Genomic DNA, 18,081 nt, shown 5'->3' on the forward strand with positions numbered 1-18,081 from the left:
CTTTACACAAACTCTAGTTCGACTGTACCTAATAGTTCACCGAAGTCGGCTGTGAACTTATCACCTTGTTCAGCATCCAATGCTGCCGATAAAGCACCTGATAATATAACTTCTCCTGCTTCAACACCAATATCGAAATCTGCTAGACGGTTTACAAGCCAAGCGACACAACTTGCTGGATTGCCTAAAACATCTTCTCCCTTTCCTTCATTCATAAACGCTCCATTTTTATAAAGCTGCATTTCGATTGCTGGTAAGTCAACATTGAAGACCTCACGTTTCACTTGACCTAGTACGTATTTTGCAGAGGAAGCATTATCTGCAATGGTATCGAGCAATTTTATTTGCCAATTGGCAATGCGACTATCTACGATTTCAAGACTAGCTACAATATAATCTGTTGCTTCAAGTACCTCCTTAACAGTGACATTAGGTCCCTTTAAAGGAGACTTCAGTACAAACGCAATTTCGCCTTCGACTTTCGGCTTTAAATAACTTGATCGCTCTGTTTTTCCTTCTGTAATTTCCATATTCGATAAAAGATGCCCATAATCTGGTTCATCCACGTTTAATAGATTTTGCATTGCTAAAGATGTCAAACCAATTTTTTTACCTGTAATTTTATGGCCGTTCAGTAACTTCCTATTAACGATTTCAAGTTGAATGGAGTAAGCATCTTTCAATGAAATATCTTTAGCTGATTGAGTAATCGGCTCAATGCCAATGCGTGTTCTTTCTGCTTCTAATAATTTGTTAGACCATTCAATTAGATTCACTACCATGCTTTCCCCCCAAGTTATAATTTAATTGTTACGTTTGAGACCTCGCAGTAGAATTCAAAGCTGTGTGCGCCACCTTCACGCCCGATTCCGCTATGTTTCATCCCACCAAATGGTGTTCGAAGATCTCTTAAATACCATGTATTTACCCAAACGATGCCTGACTCAATTTGACCTGCAACACGATGTGCACGTCTTAAATCATTTGTCCAAATAGTTGCACCTAAGCCGTAATTTGTATCATTTGCACGGGAAATCACGTCGTCTTCTGTATCAAAAGGTAATACTGTAACAACTGGGCCAAAAATTTCTTCGCGTACACAACGGTCCTGATCCGTTAAATCGGTAATAATTGTTGGCTCAATATAGTAGCCTTTATCGATAGTAGCTGGGCGACCACCGCCTGTAAGAATATTGCCACCCTCTTCTCTGGCAATTTGAATGTAACCCATTACTTTTTCATAATGCTCTTTCCCTACGACAGAGCCGATATCTGTCGTTGCATCAAATGGATCTCCAATTTTTAATTCTTTTGTACGAGCTACAAATTTCTCCACAAATTCTTTATAAATATCACGTTCTACATATATACGAGAACCACAGAGACACACTTGCCCTTGGTTTGTAAAGCTTGATTTTAACGTTGTTGCAAGAACTTCATCTAGGTCCGAATCTTTAAAAATAATAGTAGGATTTTTGCCCCCTAATTCAAATGAAACTTTTTTCAATGTAGGGGCAGCAGCCTTCATAATAGTAGTGCCTGTTTTAGTTTCCCCTGTAAATGTAATAGCATCTACATCAGGGTGTTCTGATAGAAAAGCACCTGCTGAATTCCCACCAAAACCGTGAACTAAATTTACAACACCATCTGGTATCCCCGCTTCTTGACATAATTCAACCAAGCGAGTAGCTGTCATTGGTGTAAGCTCCGCCGGTTTCATGACAGCAGTACTACCTGCTGCTAAGCAAGGGGCTAATTTCCAAGTTAAAAGTAGTAATGGTAAATTCCAAGGATTAATCATAGCCACGACACCTACTGGTCGTGTCACTGAATAATGAAGTGCCATATTGTCTTGGTTATAAGATTCATTGCCAAGTGAAGTAACGTAATCCGCAAAGAAGTGGAAATTATGTGCTGCACGTTTAATATCCATTTCTATCGCTAAATGATACGGTTTGCCTGTATCTATCGTTTCTAAAGCAGCAAGTTCTTCAACATTTTCTAAAATGAGGTCGCCAATACGTCGTAACAGTAGAGAGCGCTCTTTGACAGTGAATTTTCCCCACGGTCCTTTCAAAGCAGCTTTTGCAGATTGTACTGCTGCATCGACTTCTTCCCTAGTCGCTTCTGCTACCCATCCAATGACTTCTTCTGTAGCAGGATTTATATTTTCAAACACTTTCCCATCTATAGCGTCAATGAATTCACCGTTTATGAAATTACGACAATTAATACTTTTCGTTTTAAACGTTGCATGTTGCATCACTTTTCACTCCCTCAATTATGGAGCGACTTTAAGAAAAAGAGTGTTTTACCTTTTTCTCAAAGTCGCTTTTTGATTATTCTGAAATTTCCACAACCATTTCTATTTCAATGGCTGTATTATTAGGAAGTTGGGCCATCCCAACTGCTGAACGGGCATGTTTGCCTCGTTCTCCAAAAACATCCACTAGTAAATCTGATGCACCATTCATAACTTTTGGCTGTTGTGTAAAATCAGGCGTAGAATTGACCATCCCCAAAATTTTTACAATACGCTTCACCTTCGATAAATCACCTAATTCAGATTTCAATACAGATAACAGGTTAATCATCGATTGGCGACAAGCTGCATAGCCATCATTTACTGTTAAATCTTCACCTAATTTGCCATGATACTGATCGATACCTTGACCTGATGTAAAAATTAAATTACCTGTTCGTACACAACCAACGTAATTTCCAACTGCTTCCCTTGGCTCAGCAAGTTCTATTCCAAGCTCTTGCAAGCGTTCTTCAGGCGTTTTCACTTGATTTACCATTTAGAACCCTGCTCCTTTCTACATTTAAAAATGACATAGCGTTTTCACCTAGAATGGCTTTACGTACTTCTTCTGATAAGTCCAAGGTTTCATCTATGATTTTTCCAGGGTTAATTTCTCTTAGTAAAAATGGATAGTCTGATCCCATCATAATTTTCTCATGGCCAAAACGTTCAATTAAGTAATGTAGATTTTGTGATTCATATACTAATGAATCAAAGTAAAAATTTTTCGTGTAGTGGCTTGGAGGATATTTTGTACGTCTAAGGCTTGGCCAAACATCCCAACCTTGGTCTAGACGTGGAAGAATATAAGGGAATGATCCGCCACCATGGGCAAAACAAACCTTTAAATTCGGACACTTTTCCATTACACCACTCCACACCAAGCTCGCTGCCGCTAAAGCTGTTTCACTCGGCATGCCAATTGTATATAAAAAGTTATGTCTTGGTGTTCTCTCTTGTGCTAAGGTTTCCCAAGGATGAATAAAGAGCGGCATTTCATATTGTTCTGCCGCTTCAAAAAATGGCAGTAAATACTCGCTGTCCAAATTTTCTCCATTGATATTAGTGCCAATTTCAATTCCGGCTAGACCTATTTCTTTGCACCGTTTTAACTCCACAACAGCCGCTTTTGCATCTTGCAACGGTACAGTTCCTAGGCCGATAAAACGATCTGGATGTGCTTTAACAACATCTGCAATAAAGTTATTTTGGAATTGTGCAAGCTCTACCGCTTGTTCAATAGGTGCCCAATAAGAAAATGTGACAGGTACGGGTGAAATAACCTGCATATCTACACCCTCATGATCCATATCCTCAATGCGTTTTTTTGTGTCCCACACTTGATTGGTCACTTCCCTAAATACTTCACCACTTACCATAATATCCGCTCCACAAGAACATTTTTGCTCTAAGACAGGCCACTTATCATTATCATACTTACTAGCAAAATTCGGTAAATCTCTCGGATAAATATGTGTATGAAAATCGATTCTCATTGCCATTCACTTACAGTCTCAGGCATTACATGTCCACAACTATCACATTGACGTAAATCTTTAGAAGCGTTGAAGTAATCAATACCATCTGAAATTTGTTTCCCAATGTTTGTTACTTGTACGCGTAGACGATACAATTCATGGTCACATTCACTGCATAGCCATACTAAATCCTCTAACTCGCCTTCTTTACGTTTTCTCTCCACGACAATTCCATATGTGTCTGCAACGCGGTGTGGTGAATGAGGGACGTTTGCTGGTAGCATAAACATTTCGCCTTCCTTCACTTCAATTACTTCACGTTTACCTTCATCATTAATAACCTCTACAAAACAAGAACCTTTAATTTGATAGAATAGTTCATCTGATGGGTCAACATGGAATTCACGACGAGCATTTGGACCACCAAGCAACATAATTAAAAACTCAGAGTCTTCCCATAGCACTTTATTATTCACTGGCGGTTTTAGTAAATGCTTGTTCTCCTCAATGATTTTAAAAATGTTTTGAGAACGGGCTTGTAATTTACTTACTTGCGTTGAATTGGACATAATTGAATTCCTCCTAATTTTAAATTTAATAATTTATTGTCATATAGCCTAGTTGTCTCGAAATTAGTTCTGCTGAACGAATTACCTCACGAACAATTGCCTGTTTATCCTTACCGTTCATATAATTTTTTTCACCTACTAAGTTAAGGGCCGCTACAACTTGACCATTATAGGTTTTAATAGGTGCTGCAACCCCATAAGTATTGGACGCATTTTCCTGATCGCTAATGGCATAGCCGTTTTTATAAACTACTTCAAGCTCCTTTTTCAAATCCTCTACAGAGGTGATAGTATTGGCAGTTTGCTTAAACATGCCTTTTTCCAACATCGGCAACATAAATGCTGGATTATACGTTAATAATACTTTCCCAATGCTTGTTGAATAAGCAGGATAACGAGTCATACCGACAAATGTTGGTACTATATCCGCATGTGGAGACATAGCCTTGTATACAAATCGAACTTCCCCATTATCAAACATCCCAATATGTGAAGTACCTTTAAAACGCGCAACCAAATTACTTATTATAGGGCCTGCTTCAAAATTAATTTCTTGGTAATACATAACTTTGTTACTCCACTCAAGAATTTTCCAGCCTAATCGGTAACGCTTATCACTGCCTTGCAAGAGAATACTTTCTTGACACATTGTTTTTAAGAAATGATGGACTGAACTCGGAGGTAAATTTAGCTTATCTGCGATTTCTTTATTACTTAAAGATGGTTCGCCATCCAAAAATAAATCGATAATGCGTGAGATTTTTTTTACCGATGAAATCAAATGCTTCACCTCCAAGTTCAATTTATACTGTTTGTTTCTCGCCTACATCTTCTTTCGCAAGAATGGATTCAACTAAATCAAAGGAGTACCGTTTCTTAAATTTATTGTAGTAAATAGCACGTTTCCGTATTGGATCTCCTGTATAATAGCGTTCGTATTGAAGCGCTCTCATACCAAACCCTTCACCACATAAATCCCAGGCTAGCTTAAAGATTTTCATTCTTAGTTCTGCATCTACACCTTCTCGTCCACCATAATGACGATCAATGCTTGGGCGAAGCTCTGGATTTAAGAAATCAGCTTCAGTTGGCATCATTAGTAAACCGCCTGCCCCAATTGTTTGCATGACTTCAATGGCTCTCGGATATATTTCTGGCATCATGCCGCGAATGGTCTCTAAAGCATCTGGATTTAATCGCGCTTCACCATGCTCTGTTACCGTAAATTCATGCTCCGCTGTTCGAATCAATGCACGAATGACTTCTACATATTGCACTAATTCGCCGAGATCACGTTGCACATTTAAATATTGATCTACACCAATCGAATCAGCAACCTTACAAGCTACCTCTACAGCAAATGCCAGTTTAATGTATCCTCTAACCCCTGACTGATGTGCGGGCTGTTCAGCAATACCTGTCATTGGATACAGCAAGTTCGCAGCCTCAACGTTGTTATATAAAAACACACGATCCCATGGTACTAATACATCTTCAAAAATAAGTAGTGCATCCATTTCCTCATAGCGAGAAGCCAGTGGATGATCGAATGTTGAACGTGTACCATCTTGAACGGGTTCACGACAAATAATTTTTAATCCTTTCACATCAATCGGTACAGCAAAAGCTAATGCATAACGCTCGTCTCCTGGTACAAATCCTGGGTATGAATAGATAATGACTTCATCCGTAAACGCCGCTAATGTTGCTAGCATTTTTGCTCCGCGGACAACTAATCCATCTGGACGTTCTTCTACTACACCTAAGTGCGTAAACTTATCTGTCTGTTCATGTGATGCTTTACTTCGGTCATTTTGTGGATTCACAATGGCATGAGTTAAGAACACATCATTATCTCGTATATAGCGATAATAAGCTTCAATATTCTTAGCCCAATCTTGGTTGTATTTCGCCAAGAACCAAGAATTTTGTGCTAAAGAAGTTACCACTGTATTTAAAAAATCTGGTGTTCTCCCCATCAAGCCAAAAGTTTGGCGAGCTACTACTTCAAAAGCTTTACTACGTTTCATAATATCTTCGTAGGATTTTGCAAAAAGGAATGAAGTGGCTACACGCTCCCCTGTTTCATCACATACATGCGTTAAATCTTCTTGATATTTTGGATCATGTTGTAAATCATATAACTTTGCGATTTCTTTAATTGGTTGTTGAAAATAGGGTTCATCGTAAACACTCTCTACTAAACGACCATTTAGCCATACTTCCGGGTTTCTTGACTTTAATGCATCCATAAATTGTTGCCCTGTTCTAATTCCCATAATTAATAATCCCCTCTACTAAATAACTATTGTTGTATGAACTGTTTTGTCGAGCCCATCTTGCCTTCAAAAAATGTAAGCGCTTCACTATTAGTGCGTCCAAAATTAAGGATTTCTCCTATAAATAAAACATGGTCTCCTGCATCCACTTCTTTCCATGGCTTACATTCGATAAAAGCACAAACATCTTCAATTTTTGGAGCTATACCATCTTTAATCCATGTAATTTCAAGCCCCTCTTGTTTACGTCCTGCAAACTGCCATGCTATAGACTCCTGTTGATCTGATAAAATATTAATTGTAAATGCATTGTTTTTCATTTGAGATAATGCATTTGCTTTTTTATCAATAGATACTAGTGCTAGAGCAGGCTCTAACGAAACTGAAGTAAATGAGTTCACTGTAATCCCATTAATCCCCACACCATCAAACCAAGTAACGACCGTCACACCTGTAGGAAATTTTCCAAATGTTTGTCTAAGTAATTTTGTATCCATTTATAGCACCCCCCTTTAATTTATTATCAGTATCATAACAACTTCTCTTCCCCTTGAAATGCATTATATTTCAAATAGTGAAATCAAATAAAATTATTTTTCTACTTTAAACCTATTTTTTCTATAAAAAATCATTTTTATCTATTTCAACAAAATGATATTCTTGTTAGATTTGATAATCTGCTAGTTTAATATGTTATTCTTCGTTTGAACTCTCTTTATCTAAAACTATATCAATATTTTTATCGATTCACACTGGAATTAACTGAAAAATCTAATTTTTTCTATTTATCGCCTGTTTATAAGCTAAAAAGGGAAAAATCTATATAGATTGCTTCATGCCATTGTTTATTAATAATTGAACTATGGCATGGTGACGACTTGCCATTTAATAGAACTTGTACTATACACGGTAATAAAAAGTTGCCTCCAAAGCATTTTTACATACTTCTGAGGCAACATATATTTAGTGAACTAATCGGCAATGAAAATTACCTATTGGCGGCATCATTAGCTATGGCTTTCAAACTAAGCAAACCCACTGTTGAACCAAATGATTTTAAATGCGCAGAAGTTAAGTGTATTTGGCAAGTTAGTGTTGATGGTCATTGGTATCATCTTCATTTAGCCCTACCCTCTGCAGTTTCCTACGAATATTTTTTAGTTTGTGATGAAAAACTAAGTTAAGTCATTTATGGACTACTGATATTTATTTTGCTGCGACTAGTGCCAACTATACTTATGCAAAGACTCCATTTATTGTAGTGACTATGACAATGCTGGCTATTTAACAAAAATTGAAATTTAAACGGTTGAAGAAGTATTAATCGAGGATGAAGTTCTTAAATTAGACGGCTCACAGCATCACCAAAGTTTATACTGCCTCAATCGAATCCATGTGATAAACGCACAGATTCCTTCCATTCTTATCTCTTCATTTACAGTATTACCATATTTTATTAACAAATATTTAACAGTAGCTTTACACCCTTCCTTTACACTTACAATTGAAATCATTTAAAGGAGGAAAATCATGAAATACGCAAAAAAATGGACTTCATTGTTTTTAGCAAGTGCTGTAACGTTATCCGCAGTTAGTATCCCACAACAAGAGGTAGAAGCAGCCGAAGTAAAGAAACCGACAAATGTCATTATGCTTGTAATGGATGGGAGCAGTAATAATGCGGTTACCCTTTCTCGTTGGTATAAGGGTGAGGGCTTAGCAATGGATGAGATTTTATCTGGTGCTATGCGCACGTATTCTGCTGAATCAGCCATTACAGATTCTGCGCCTGCTGCTACGGCTTTAGCAACTGGTCATAAATCGAATGATAAATATGTAGGCGTTTTACCATCCGTGATTAATTCCCCTGGTTTAGCACAAATTGCTCAACAAGATGCCTTCCGACCTGTAGCCAATGTGCTAGAAGGAGCTAAACAAAAGGGCAAGGCGACTGGACTGATTTCTACTTCTGAAATTCAACATGCAACGCCAGCTGGTTTTTCAGCGCATGTTAACAATAGAAGTCAATATGGTGATATTGCTGAACAGCAAGTTTACCAAAATATTGACGTCGTTTTAGGTGGTGGCTTAGAGTCGCTGTCACCAGGAACTACAAAAAATGCCCGTCAAGATGGCGAGGATTTAATCCAGGTTCTGAAAGAAAAAAATTATGATTTAGTTCAAACACGTGATGAACTATTCAAAAGTCAGTCTTCAAAAATTTGGGGAAGCTTTGCACCAAGTGCACTTGCCTATGATTTAGATCGCGCTAAAACAAGAGCATCCGAGCCTACGCTTGCTGAAATGACAAACAAGGCAATCAATACGCTAAAAAAGGATGAGGACGGCTTCTTCCTCTTTGTTGAAGGTAGCAAGGTCGACTGGGCAGCACATGCCAACGATACAATCGGTATCATTAGCGATATTTTATCGTTTGATGATGCTGTAAAAGAAGCGGTTAATTTTGCGAAGGAAGATGGCAATACATTAGTTATTGCCGTAACAGATCATGGAAATAGCGGGATTACGATGGGGAATGCCAACACGACTAATACCTACTCCAGTATTCCAGTCTCTGCTTACATTGATCCGTTGAAAAAAGCGTCCATGACCGTTGAGGGAGCATTAAGTCAATTAAAAGAAGACCGTTCTAATTTAAAAGAAGTGGCTGCCCTTTATGGCTTAGATCAATTAACAAAGACTGAATTGACTAAACTAAAACTTTCTAAAGACTTAGGCAGTGAAATGGTCAAAATGCTGGCAAATCGTGCGAACATTGGCTATACGACAGGTGGTCATACCGGTGAGGATGTGTTTTTATATTCATTCGGTCCATCTAAGCTGACAGGGCTAGTAGAAAACACTGATTTAGCTCATACAATGGCGCAATTCATGGGCTTTGACTTAAATACACTTACAAATGATTTATATGTGCCAGCAACAAAGGCATTTACGGAAAAAGGCTTTACAACAAAAATTGACTTATCCGATAAAGAAAACCCAACATTTATTGCACAAAAGGCAGATGTGATGGTGAAAATCCCAGTCAATAAAAACACAATGCTGTATGAGCAAACTTCAACAAACACTGTAAAGACCCATACATTTGACACAATAAATATCTATAATGGCTCTGAATTTTATGTATCAAAAAAAGTTTTGAATGCCGTGAAATAAAAACAATAGCGCGAACATAAGTTGAGATTATTCCCTTATGTTCGTGCTTTTTTACATAAAAAGACCAACCAATAGTTTGTAAAATCTACACTTTCCCCCATAACCTTAAATTTACCTTAAATTAATCTTATGATTTACTGAATTCACCTTAATTCAGCAACATTTTTCTCCACATTCCGTCAAATCAGTGTTAAAAACATAAGGTAAGGATTTTTCACTAGTAAATTACTATTTTTTGAAAATTTAATCCTATACTTTTTTCATTGGAGGTGGACAAATGCAATCCATCAAAAATAACGAGCCTTTGCGCTTTATTGCCTTGACGCTATTTTATTTGATCGTTTTGGTACTGCTGTTTCTTATACATGGTTTCCATGATATGAACGCTGGACCATTTATATATACGGAATTTTAAATAAAGGAGATTTTATAATGTTAAGTATTTTAGCAGCTATTGAACGCGTGGCCCTCCAGCAGCCACAAAAAACTGCTTATCAAACGCACCATGCTTCCTTAACATACGGTGAGCTTTGGCACTTATCGGATAATGTAGCTGATTATCTGATGAAGCTTAACTTGCGGAGACAACAACCTATTGTCGTTTATGGACATATGTCCCCTCTACAAATTGTCGCCTTTTTAGGTGCTGTAAAAGCTGGTCACTCATACGTACCTGTTGACTCTTCAACGCCAATAGAAAGATTACAGCTTATTTTAGAAGCATCTGGAGCAGGTTTATTATTGACAACAGAGCCATTACACATGCTCACGAATATCCCTGTTATGGCGGTGAGTGATGTCTTAGCGAGTTCCTCAAAGGATGTTACCCTATCATCAGCGACATGGGTGCAAAACGAGGAAATCCATTATATTATTTACACTTCTGGTTCAACTGGTCAACCAAAAGGTGTCCAAATAACAGCTAGTAATTTAGCACATTTTGTCTCTTGGATGCACGAAAACTTCCCTTTACAGGACGACGGTGTATTTTTAAATCAAGCGCCTTATTCCTTTGATTTATCTGTCATGGATCTGTACCCGGCTCTTGTTGGAGGTCACACACTTTACGCGATTACACAGCAAGAAATCGCCAATCCTAAAGCATTATTTGATTCTTTAGTTACGTCGAATACTCGTGTTTGGACTTCTACACCTTCCTTCGCCAAGATGTGTTTAATGAACAAAGAGTGGAACCAGCAGCTCATACCGACATTAGATACTTTTTTATTTTGCGGCGAGGTTTTACCAATAGCGGTATGTAAAGAGTTAATGTCACGCTTTCCACAGGCTACCATTTATAATTTATACGGTCCTACGGAAACAACGGTCGCGGTATCCTATGTAGAGGTGTCCAAAGCATTAGTGGAACGCTTTGAACAATTACCGATTGCCCCTATAACGGAGCCGAACGTCGCTTTATTAGAAGATGGTGAAATTGTTATTTCAGGCCCAACTGTCAGTGCAGGGTACTTGGGAGCGCCTGATTTAACAGCGAAGGTTTTTCCAACAGTAGCTGAACAACGCATCTATTTAACAGGCGATTTAGGCTATGAGCAGGATGGTTATTTATTCTTTTCTGGGCGCAAGGATTTCCAGGTTAAACTACATGGTTATCGTTTGGAAATTGAGGAAATTGAAAAACAAATTAGCAACCTACCACCCGTTTCAAGCTGTGTCGTTGTACCAATTTATAAAGAAAAGGAGATCATCTCGCTTAGTGCACATGTTGTTTTGCGTGAGCCATTAACAGACTCTCCCTTCAAAATGACAAAGCAGTTAAAAACACTTCTATCAGAGTATTTGCCTGCTTATATGGTACCAAAAACGTTTAAATATATGGACGCTTTACCATTAAATCCGAACGGTAAGGTTGATCGTAAAGGATTGGCGGTTATGGAAATAGTATGACGCCTTATGGAAATATAGCATTCTTTGTGATCATCGGACTTTTATTACTACCAACAATCCTATTGGGTTTACAAGGCAAATCTTCTAAATACTATAATCTATTTGTGTCATTGATTGTCTTAGCTCTTATCTTTGGACATTCATTGAATGGGTCCATTTCGCTCATTCTATTTACGGTCTTTCAGATAGTCCTTATTGTGGCTTATCAGCGTTACCGCCTTCAGCAAAATAGTGGAACAATCTTTATAATAGCTGTACTCTTGTCGATATTACCACTTGTCCTTGTGAAGGTACTACCGATTCTTGGATTACATCATTTATTTGGCTTCCTTGGTGTGTCCTACATTACATTTAAAGCAGTGCAAATGATTTTAGAAACCCGTGACGGCTTAATGAAAGAGAAAATTCCTGTCATAGAGCTAGCGTATTTCTTACTATTCTTCCCTACAGTATCATCAGGGCCGATTGATCGCTGGCGACGTTTTACAAAGGATTTTCATACTGTACCTTCCTCGGAGGATTATCAAAAGCTGCTGTTAAGTGGGCTCAACTATATCTTTGTCGGCTTTTTATATAAATTTATTTTGGCGTATTTAATTTACAACTACACCCTCATTTATTTGCCAAATCATACGTATAACTATTTGACACCTTTCCAGGGGCAATTAGCGTATATGTATATGTATAGCTTTTACTTATTCTTTGATTTTGCTGGCTATAGTGCATTTGCTGTTGGTGTGAGCCGAATAATGGGCATACAAACGCCTATTAACTTTAATCGTCCATTCGCAAGTCGCAATATTAAAGACTTTTGGAACCGTTGGCATATGAGTCTTTCCTTTTGGTTTAGAGATTACGTCTATATGCGCTTTGTGCTTTGGATGACGAAGAAAAAGTGGCTGAAAAATAAATTCGCTATTTCGTATATAGGCTTCTTTTTACTATTCTTTTTAATGGGTATTTGGCATGGCCTAGAATGGCACTTTGTGGTCTACGGACTCTATCATGCCCTATTAATTATTAGCTTTGATAAGTTTGAACGCTGGAATAAAAAGCATAAGCGCTGGCCTAAAAATAAGTGGACCCATGCTATTGGCGTCTTCATTACGTTTAATGCCGTATGCTTTGGCTTCTATATTTTTTCTGGCAAATTATTTTAACCAAGGGCTGAAAGAGCCTGTTCAATAAAGGAGAATTATTAATGGATCAACAACAAGTTTTAGAAATGCTAGTCGAGTTATGTGAAGATGAAATTATTGTAGAGAACCCAGATATTGATTTATTTGAAGAAGGTTTGCTAGATTCGTTTGGGACAATTAATTTATTAGTAGAAATTGAAAACCGCTTTAATATTTCTGTACCTATAACTGATTTTAATCGTGAAGAATGGAATACACCGAATCGAATTGTAGGGAAATTAGCTGAAAGACAATGATGAAGAAAGGCTTTCTCTCTCTATTTATCGCCTTTGCTCTTTTTACTGGCTTTGTCTTCTTTCCGAATGCATGGATCAAGGCGTGGATTTCCGATGAGGATGTGGAGCAAGCCAAAACAAACATGTCTCCACTTGTCTTTCAAGGTACGTATTTACAGGAACGCATGTTACAGGAGCCTCATTCCATGCCTTTGTATGGCTCCTCTGAATTAAATCGTTTTGACCCTTTCCATCCCTATAATTATGCGCGAGCATCTGAAGCGCCGTATTCAACATTTATGATTGGGCGTGGGGGAATGCAGTCCATTACTCATTTTTTAAATTTTGCTGCTCAAGAGGGAAATTTAAAGGATAAAAAATTAGTTTTCATCATCTCCCCACAATGGTTTACAGAAAAGGGCATGGGTGAATTTCACTTTTCACCGAATTATTCGATGTTACATGCCTATGATTTAGCTTTTAATCAAGAGATGGATGCCGACCTTCGTAAACGCGCCATGGAACGACTGCTAGAATTTGATACCGTTGAGCGGGATCGTCTCTTAAAAACAATGTATCAATATCAAATGTCAAACGGTAAGGAAAAGCCGATTACGGGACGTTTGGCGATGGTGGCAGGGCGCTTCCATAAGGAATTGCTAGAAAAGAAGGATTTATATTATTCCCTTTTCCCACGTAAAGGTCATCACTTAAAAAGCAATGACAAGCTCATTGCTAATCAAAGCTTTGAACAGCAATTACAGCATGCTGAGGCGTACGGAAAGAAACGGGTTTCCAATGACTACATGATTGAAAATCGCGCTTACCAGCGACTTGTTAATGCTAATTTTTCAAAGTTTAAAGGAATGCGAAAGAAAGAGGATTACACGAAGTCTCCGGAATATAAAGATTTTCAATTGGTCATGGATGTGTTAAAAGATGCTGGTGCCAAGCCATTATTCGTATCCATTCCGGTTAATGGCTACTGGTATGATTATAATGGCTATCCAGAGGAACGTCGTCAGCAGTACTATGATAAGATGCAGCAAGTATTAAAGGCTGCCAATGTTGACTACGTTGATTTTACAGACCATGAATATGACCCTTATTTTATAATGGATACGATTCATATTGCCTGGAAGGGCTGGGTCTATCTCGATCAAGAACTAGACCAACATTGGGCACAGCCATAAAAAGGAACTGTAGACAAACTCAAAAAAATTGAGAGTTTGTCTACAGTTTTTTTCTTTTATAATGACATAAAGTAAAGCCGTTGATTTCCACTTCAATAGGCACAAAAAGAAATGCCCCAAAGTATCAATAAACTTTGAGGCATTTTTTGTCTATTATTTAAGGTTGTAGAAAGATTGTAATCCAAGGAACTCTGCTGTTGAACCAAGTTGATCTTCAATGCGAAGAAGTTGGTTATATTTTGCTACACGGTCTGTACGTGAAGGAGCACCTGTTTTAATTTGACCAGCATTTGTAGCAACGGCGATATCTGCAATTGTTGCATCTTCTGATTCACCAGAACGGTGAGAGATAACAGCTGTGTAACCAGCACGTTTCGCCATTTCGATTGCTTCAAATGTTTCAGTTAATGTACCGATTTGGTTTACTTTGATTAGGATTGCATTTCCTACGCCTTGCTCAATACCAGCCGATAATTTTTTCGTATTTGTTACAAATAGGTCATCACCTACTAATTGCACACGACTACCGATGCGATCTGTTAATAGCTTGTGGCCAGCCCAGTCGTTTTCGTCTAAGCCATCTTCAATTGAAATGATTGGGTATTTGTTTGTTAACTCTTCGTACCAATCAACCATTTCTTCAGAAGTTTTCACAACACCTTCACCATCTAAGTGATATTTGCCATCTTCTTTGTTGAATAGTTCAGATGATGCTACGTCCATAGCAAGTCGAACTTCTTCACCTGGTTTGTAGCCTGCTTTTTCAATCGCTTCTAAGATAACTGTAATCGCTTCTTCGTTAGAGCCAAGGTTTGGTGCGAAACCACCCTCATCACCTACTGCCGTGTTGTAGCCTTTTGCTTTTAGAACCGCTTTTAGGCTATGGAAAATCTCAGCGCCAATGCGTAATGCATGACGGAAAGATTCAGCCCCAACAGGCATAACCATGAATTCTTGAATGTCTACATTGTTATCTGCGTGAGCTCCACCATTTAAAATGTTCATCATTGGTACTGGTAATTGTTTAGAATTAAACCCACCAAGATATTGATAAAGAGGTACATCTAAATAATCTGCCGCAGCATGTGCAACTGCCATCGATACACCTAGAATTGCGTTGGCACCTAGCTTGCCTTTGTTTTCTGTGCCATCTAGCTCGATTAAAGCTTTGTCGATGACAACTTGGTCAAGAACTGAATAGTTACCCTCTAATTCTTGCGCAATAATTGTGTTTACATTTTCAACTGCTTTTAATACACCTTTGCCTAGGTAACGAGATTTGTCACCATCGCGTAATTCCACCGCTTCGTATTCACCTGTTGATGCACCTGATGGTACGATTGCGCGTCCAAATGCGCCTGATTCTGTAAATACTTCAACCTCTACTGTTGGGTTCCCACGTGAATCTAAAACTTCGCGCGCATAAACTTGTGTAATAAATGGCATAATTAATTCTCCTCTTTTTCAATTAATGATTGTCCTGTCATTTCAGTAGGCTGTGACACCTTTAATAATTCTAACATGGTTGGTGCTAAATCGGCTAAAATACCACCATTTCTTAACATTATATTTGCTTTTGTCACAATTACTGGAACAGGATTTGTTGTATGAGCTGTCATAGGCTCACCTGCTAAAGTCAATACTTCATCAGAATTACCATGGTCAGCTGTAATAATAGCTGCGCCTCCTTTTGCAAGAAGAGCATCTACTACTTTGCCTAAACATTCATCTACCGCTTCAATCGCTTTAATCGTTGGCTCAAGCATTCCACTATGACCCACCATATCAGGGTTGGCAAAGTTGAGAATAATGCCATCAAATTTCTCAGCAGCAATTTCTGCAAGCAAGGCTTCTGTTACCTCATAGGCAGACATTTCAGGTTTTAAATCATATGTTGCCACTTTTGGAGAGGCAATTAAAATACGTTCTTCACCTGGGAATTTTTCCTCACGTCCACCACTCATAAAGAATGTAACATGTGGGTATTTTTCAGTTTCAGCAATGCGTAACTGTGTTTTCCCATTCGTTGCTAGTACTTCACCAATCGTATTTTTTAAGTTGTCATTTTCATAAGCAACTTGTGCATTGACGTTATCACTATAGTGTGTGAAGGATACAAATTTTAAATTCTTTGGATGCTTTGCAGATACAGCAAAACCATCAAATTCTTCATTTGTGAACACTGTGGATAGCTGAATAGCACGATCAGGACGGAAGTTAAAGAAAATCACTGCATCATGATCGCTAATTGTTGCTACTGGCTCACCATGCTCTTGAATGCTGAAGGGAATCACAAATTCATCGGTTACTTCACGCTCATAGGATGCTGCTACACCACTTTTTGCACTTTCTGCTGTTTGACCAACACCATCAACAAGTACATTGTATGTGAGGGCGACACGATCCCAGCGCTTATCCCGATCCATTGCATAATAACGTCCGTGAATCGAAGCAAACTGACCAATACCCATTTCAGCCATTTGTTTTTCTGTTTCTTCGATATAGTCTAATGCCGTTGTTGGACCAACATCACGTCCATCTAAGAAACCATGTACATAAACTTCATCTAATCCTTGCTGTTTAGCTAGCTTTAATAGCGCAAACATATGCTCATAATGACTATGAACACCACCATCTGATAATAATCCCATAACATGGAGCTTGGAGTGATGAGCTTTTACATATGCTACTGCATCTAAAAACGCTTGATTCGTAAAGAAATCCCCTTCACGAATCGATTTATTTAAGCGTGTTAAGCTTTGATAAACAATTCGTCCAGCACCGATATTTAAGTGCCCTACCTCAGAATTCCCCATTTGGCCGTCAGGTAATCCAACGGCTTCTCCCGCCGCAGTTAATGTAGCGTGAGGATATTGACTCCAATATCGATCAAAATTTGGCTTGTTGGCTTGTGCTACTGCATTCCCAAATGTTTCATCTCGAAATGCAAAGCCATCTAAAATAATTAATGCTACTGGCTTTTTAGGCATTTGCTGCCGCCTCCAATAATGTTAAGTAAGATTCTGGCTGTAAGCTTGCTCCACCAACTAAAGCACCATCAATATGCTCTTTCGTTAAAAGCTCCTGAATGTTATCAGGCTTCACACTGCCGCCATATTGAATGCGTACAGCATTCGCCGTTTCAGCATTATATAGCTCTTCGATAACTGCACGAATCGCTCCACATACTTGATTTGCATCGTCTGCTGTAGCAGTTTTACCAGTACCAATCGCCCAAATCGGTTCATAGGCAATGACCATATGCTCAACTTGCTGTGCATCAAAACCAGCAAGTGCCGCTTTAATTTGTCCAGCCACCTTTTGCTCTGTCGTGCCAGCCTCACGTTCCTCTAGTGTTTCACCACAGCAAATAATTGGCACGATATTATGTGCAAGCGCTGCTGCTACCTTTTTATTAATCGCTTCATCTGTTTCATTGTAGTATTCACGACGTTCTGAGTGCCCTAAAATGACATAGCCAACATCTACACTTGCTAGCTGGGCTGGGCTAATTTCACCAGTAAAGGCACCTTCATTTTCAAAGTGCATTGTTTGTGCACCAATCGCCAACTCTGACTCACTAGCAACCTGCACAAGTGTAGGTAGGTAAAGAGCTGGTGCGCAAACAACAGCATCTACTTTGTCATTGGTAGGAAGTTTATCCTGTACTGCATCTACAAACTGAATAGCTTCTTCAAATGTTTTAAACATTTTCCAGTTACCCGCAATAATTGGTTTACGCATCATGTTGCCTCCGA

17 protein-coding genes are annotated in these 18,081 nt (G+C 38.5%); 6 read left to right on the forward strand and 11 right to left on the reverse strand.

Annotated features, from left to right (window positions below; all coding sequences use genetic code 11):
- Positions 1-2: 2 nt before the first annotated feature.
- The 8 genes from MHI22_RS11745 to MHI22_RS11780 all read right to left on the reverse strand — a co-directional run bounded on the left by MHI22_RS11745 (position 3) and on the right by MHI22_RS11780 (position 7,128).
- Positions 3-782 (reverse strand): 2-keto-4-pentenoate hydratase, encoded by a 780-nt coding sequence (locus MHI22_RS11745; protein WP_271910888.1) that lies wholly within the window; start codon positions 780-782, stop codon positions 3-5.
- A gap of 14 nt (positions 783-796) precedes the next feature.
- Positions 797-2,263: an aldehyde dehydrogenase gene (locus MHI22_RS11750; protein WP_058844375.1), complete on the reverse strand. Its 1,467-nt coding sequence runs from the start codon at positions 2,261-2,263 to the stop codon at positions 797-799.
- Between the two features lie 76 nt (positions 2,264-2,339).
- Complete coding sequence (locus tag MHI22_RS11755; RefSeq protein ID WP_089933853.1) at positions 2,340-2,801, reverse strand: RidA family protein; 462 nt, start codon at positions 2,799-2,801, stop codon at positions 2,340-2,342.
- A complete protein-coding gene (locus MHI22_RS11760; protein ID WP_036121153.1) occupies positions 2,776-3,807 on the reverse strand; it encodes an amidohydrolase family protein in 1,032 nt (343 codons plus the stop codon). Before MHI22_RS11760 ends, MHI22_RS11755 begins: the two co-directional genes overlap by 26 nt.
- Entirely contained in the window at positions 3,798-4,352 is a 555-nt protein-coding gene (locus tag MHI22_RS11765) for a 3-hydroxyanthranilate 3,4-dioxygenase (protein WP_036121155.1), read from the reverse strand. Before MHI22_RS11765 ends, MHI22_RS11760 begins: the two co-directional genes overlap by 10 nt.
- Positions 4,353-4,377: 25 nt before the next feature.
- Positions 4,378-5,133 (reverse strand): IclR family transcriptional regulator, encoded by a 756-nt coding sequence (locus MHI22_RS11770; protein ID WP_340812063.1) that lies wholly within the window; start codon positions 5,131-5,133, stop codon positions 4,378-4,380.
- Positions 5,134-5,155: 22 nt separating this feature from the next.
- Positions 5,156-6,631, reverse strand: a complete 1,476-nt coding sequence (locus tag MHI22_RS11775; protein ID WP_036121163.1) for a 4-hydroxyphenylacetate 3-hydroxylase family protein — start codon at positions 6,629-6,631, stop codon at positions 5,156-5,158.
- A gap of 26 nt (positions 6,632-6,657) precedes the next feature.
- Positions 6,658-7,128, reverse strand: coding sequence for a flavin reductase family protein (locus MHI22_RS11780; RefSeq protein WP_036121167.1), 471 nt, complete (start codon positions 7,126-7,128; stop codon positions 6,658-6,660).
- A gap of 1,033 nt (positions 7,129-8,161) precedes the next feature.
- Between MHI22_RS11780 and MHI22_RS11785 the strand changes: the two genes are divergently transcribed.
- The 6 genes from MHI22_RS11785 (at position 8,162) to dltD (ending at position 14,323) form a co-directional block, all read left to right on the forward strand.
- On the forward strand, positions 8,162-9,808 hold the full coding sequence (locus tag MHI22_RS11785) for an alkaline phosphatase (RefSeq protein WP_036121172.1): 1,647 nt from the start codon (positions 8,162-8,164) through the stop codon (positions 9,806-9,808).
- A 277-nt stretch (positions 9,809-10,085) separates the two neighbouring features.
- On the forward strand, positions 10,086-10,223 hold the full coding sequence (locus MHI22_RS11790) for a teichoic acid D-Ala incorporation-associated protein DltX (RefSeq protein WP_036121175.1): 138 nt from the start codon (positions 10,086-10,088) through the stop codon (positions 10,221-10,223).
- A 17-nt stretch (positions 10,224-10,240) separates the two neighbouring features.
- Positions 10,241-11,716, forward strand: coding sequence for a D-alanine--poly(phosphoribitol) ligase subunit DltA (gene dltA / locus MHI22_RS11795; protein ID WP_340812066.1), 1,476 nt, complete (start codon positions 10,241-10,243; stop codon positions 11,714-11,716).
- On the forward strand, positions 11,713-12,876 hold the full coding sequence (gene dltB, locus MHI22_RS11800) for a D-alanyl-lipoteichoic acid biosynthesis protein DltB (protein ID WP_036121180.1): 1,164 nt from the start codon (positions 11,713-11,715) through the stop codon (positions 12,874-12,876). The genes dltA and dltB overlap by 4 nt, the downstream gene beginning before the upstream one ends.
- A gap of 41 nt (positions 12,877-12,917) precedes the next feature.
- A complete protein-coding gene (dltC, locus tag MHI22_RS11805; protein ID WP_036121183.1) occupies positions 12,918-13,151 on the forward strand; it encodes a D-alanine--poly(phosphoribitol) ligase subunit 2 in 234 nt (77 codons plus the stop codon).
- On the forward strand, positions 13,151-14,323 hold the full coding sequence (dltD, locus tag MHI22_RS11810; RefSeq protein ID WP_231745059.1) for a D-alanyl-lipoteichoic acid biosynthesis protein DltD: 1,173 nt from the start codon (positions 13,151-13,153) through the stop codon (positions 14,321-14,323). The genes dltC and dltD overlap by 1 nt, the downstream gene beginning before the upstream one ends.
- Positions 14,324-14,476: 153 nt before the next feature.
- Here dltD and eno read toward each other — a convergent pair whose 3' ends face one another.
- The 3 genes from eno to tpiA are packed head-to-tail and all read right to left on the reverse strand — an operon-like array spanning position 14,477 to position 18,067.
- On the reverse strand, positions 14,477-15,769 hold the full coding sequence (gene eno, locus MHI22_RS11815; RefSeq protein ID WP_036124037.1) for a phosphopyruvate hydratase: 1,293 nt from the start codon (positions 15,767-15,769) through the stop codon (positions 14,477-14,479).
- 2 nt (positions 15,770-15,771) lie between these two features.
- Entirely contained in the window at positions 15,772-17,313 is a 1,542-nt protein-coding gene (gpmI, locus tag MHI22_RS11820; protein ID WP_340812070.1) for a 2,3-bisphosphoglycerate-independent phosphoglycerate mutase, read from the reverse strand.
- Entirely contained in the window at positions 17,306-18,067 is a 762-nt protein-coding gene (gene tpiA / locus MHI22_RS11825) for a triose-phosphate isomerase (protein WP_340812072.1), read from the reverse strand. Before tpiA ends, gpmI begins: the two co-directional genes overlap by 8 nt.
- Positions 18,068-18,081 lie beyond the last annotated feature (14 nt).

Source organism: Lysinibacillus sp. FSL L8-0312, assembly GCF_038003285.1.
GTDB lineage: Bacteria > Bacillota > Bacilli > Bacillales_A > Planococcaceae > Lysinibacillus > Lysinibacillus fusiformis_D.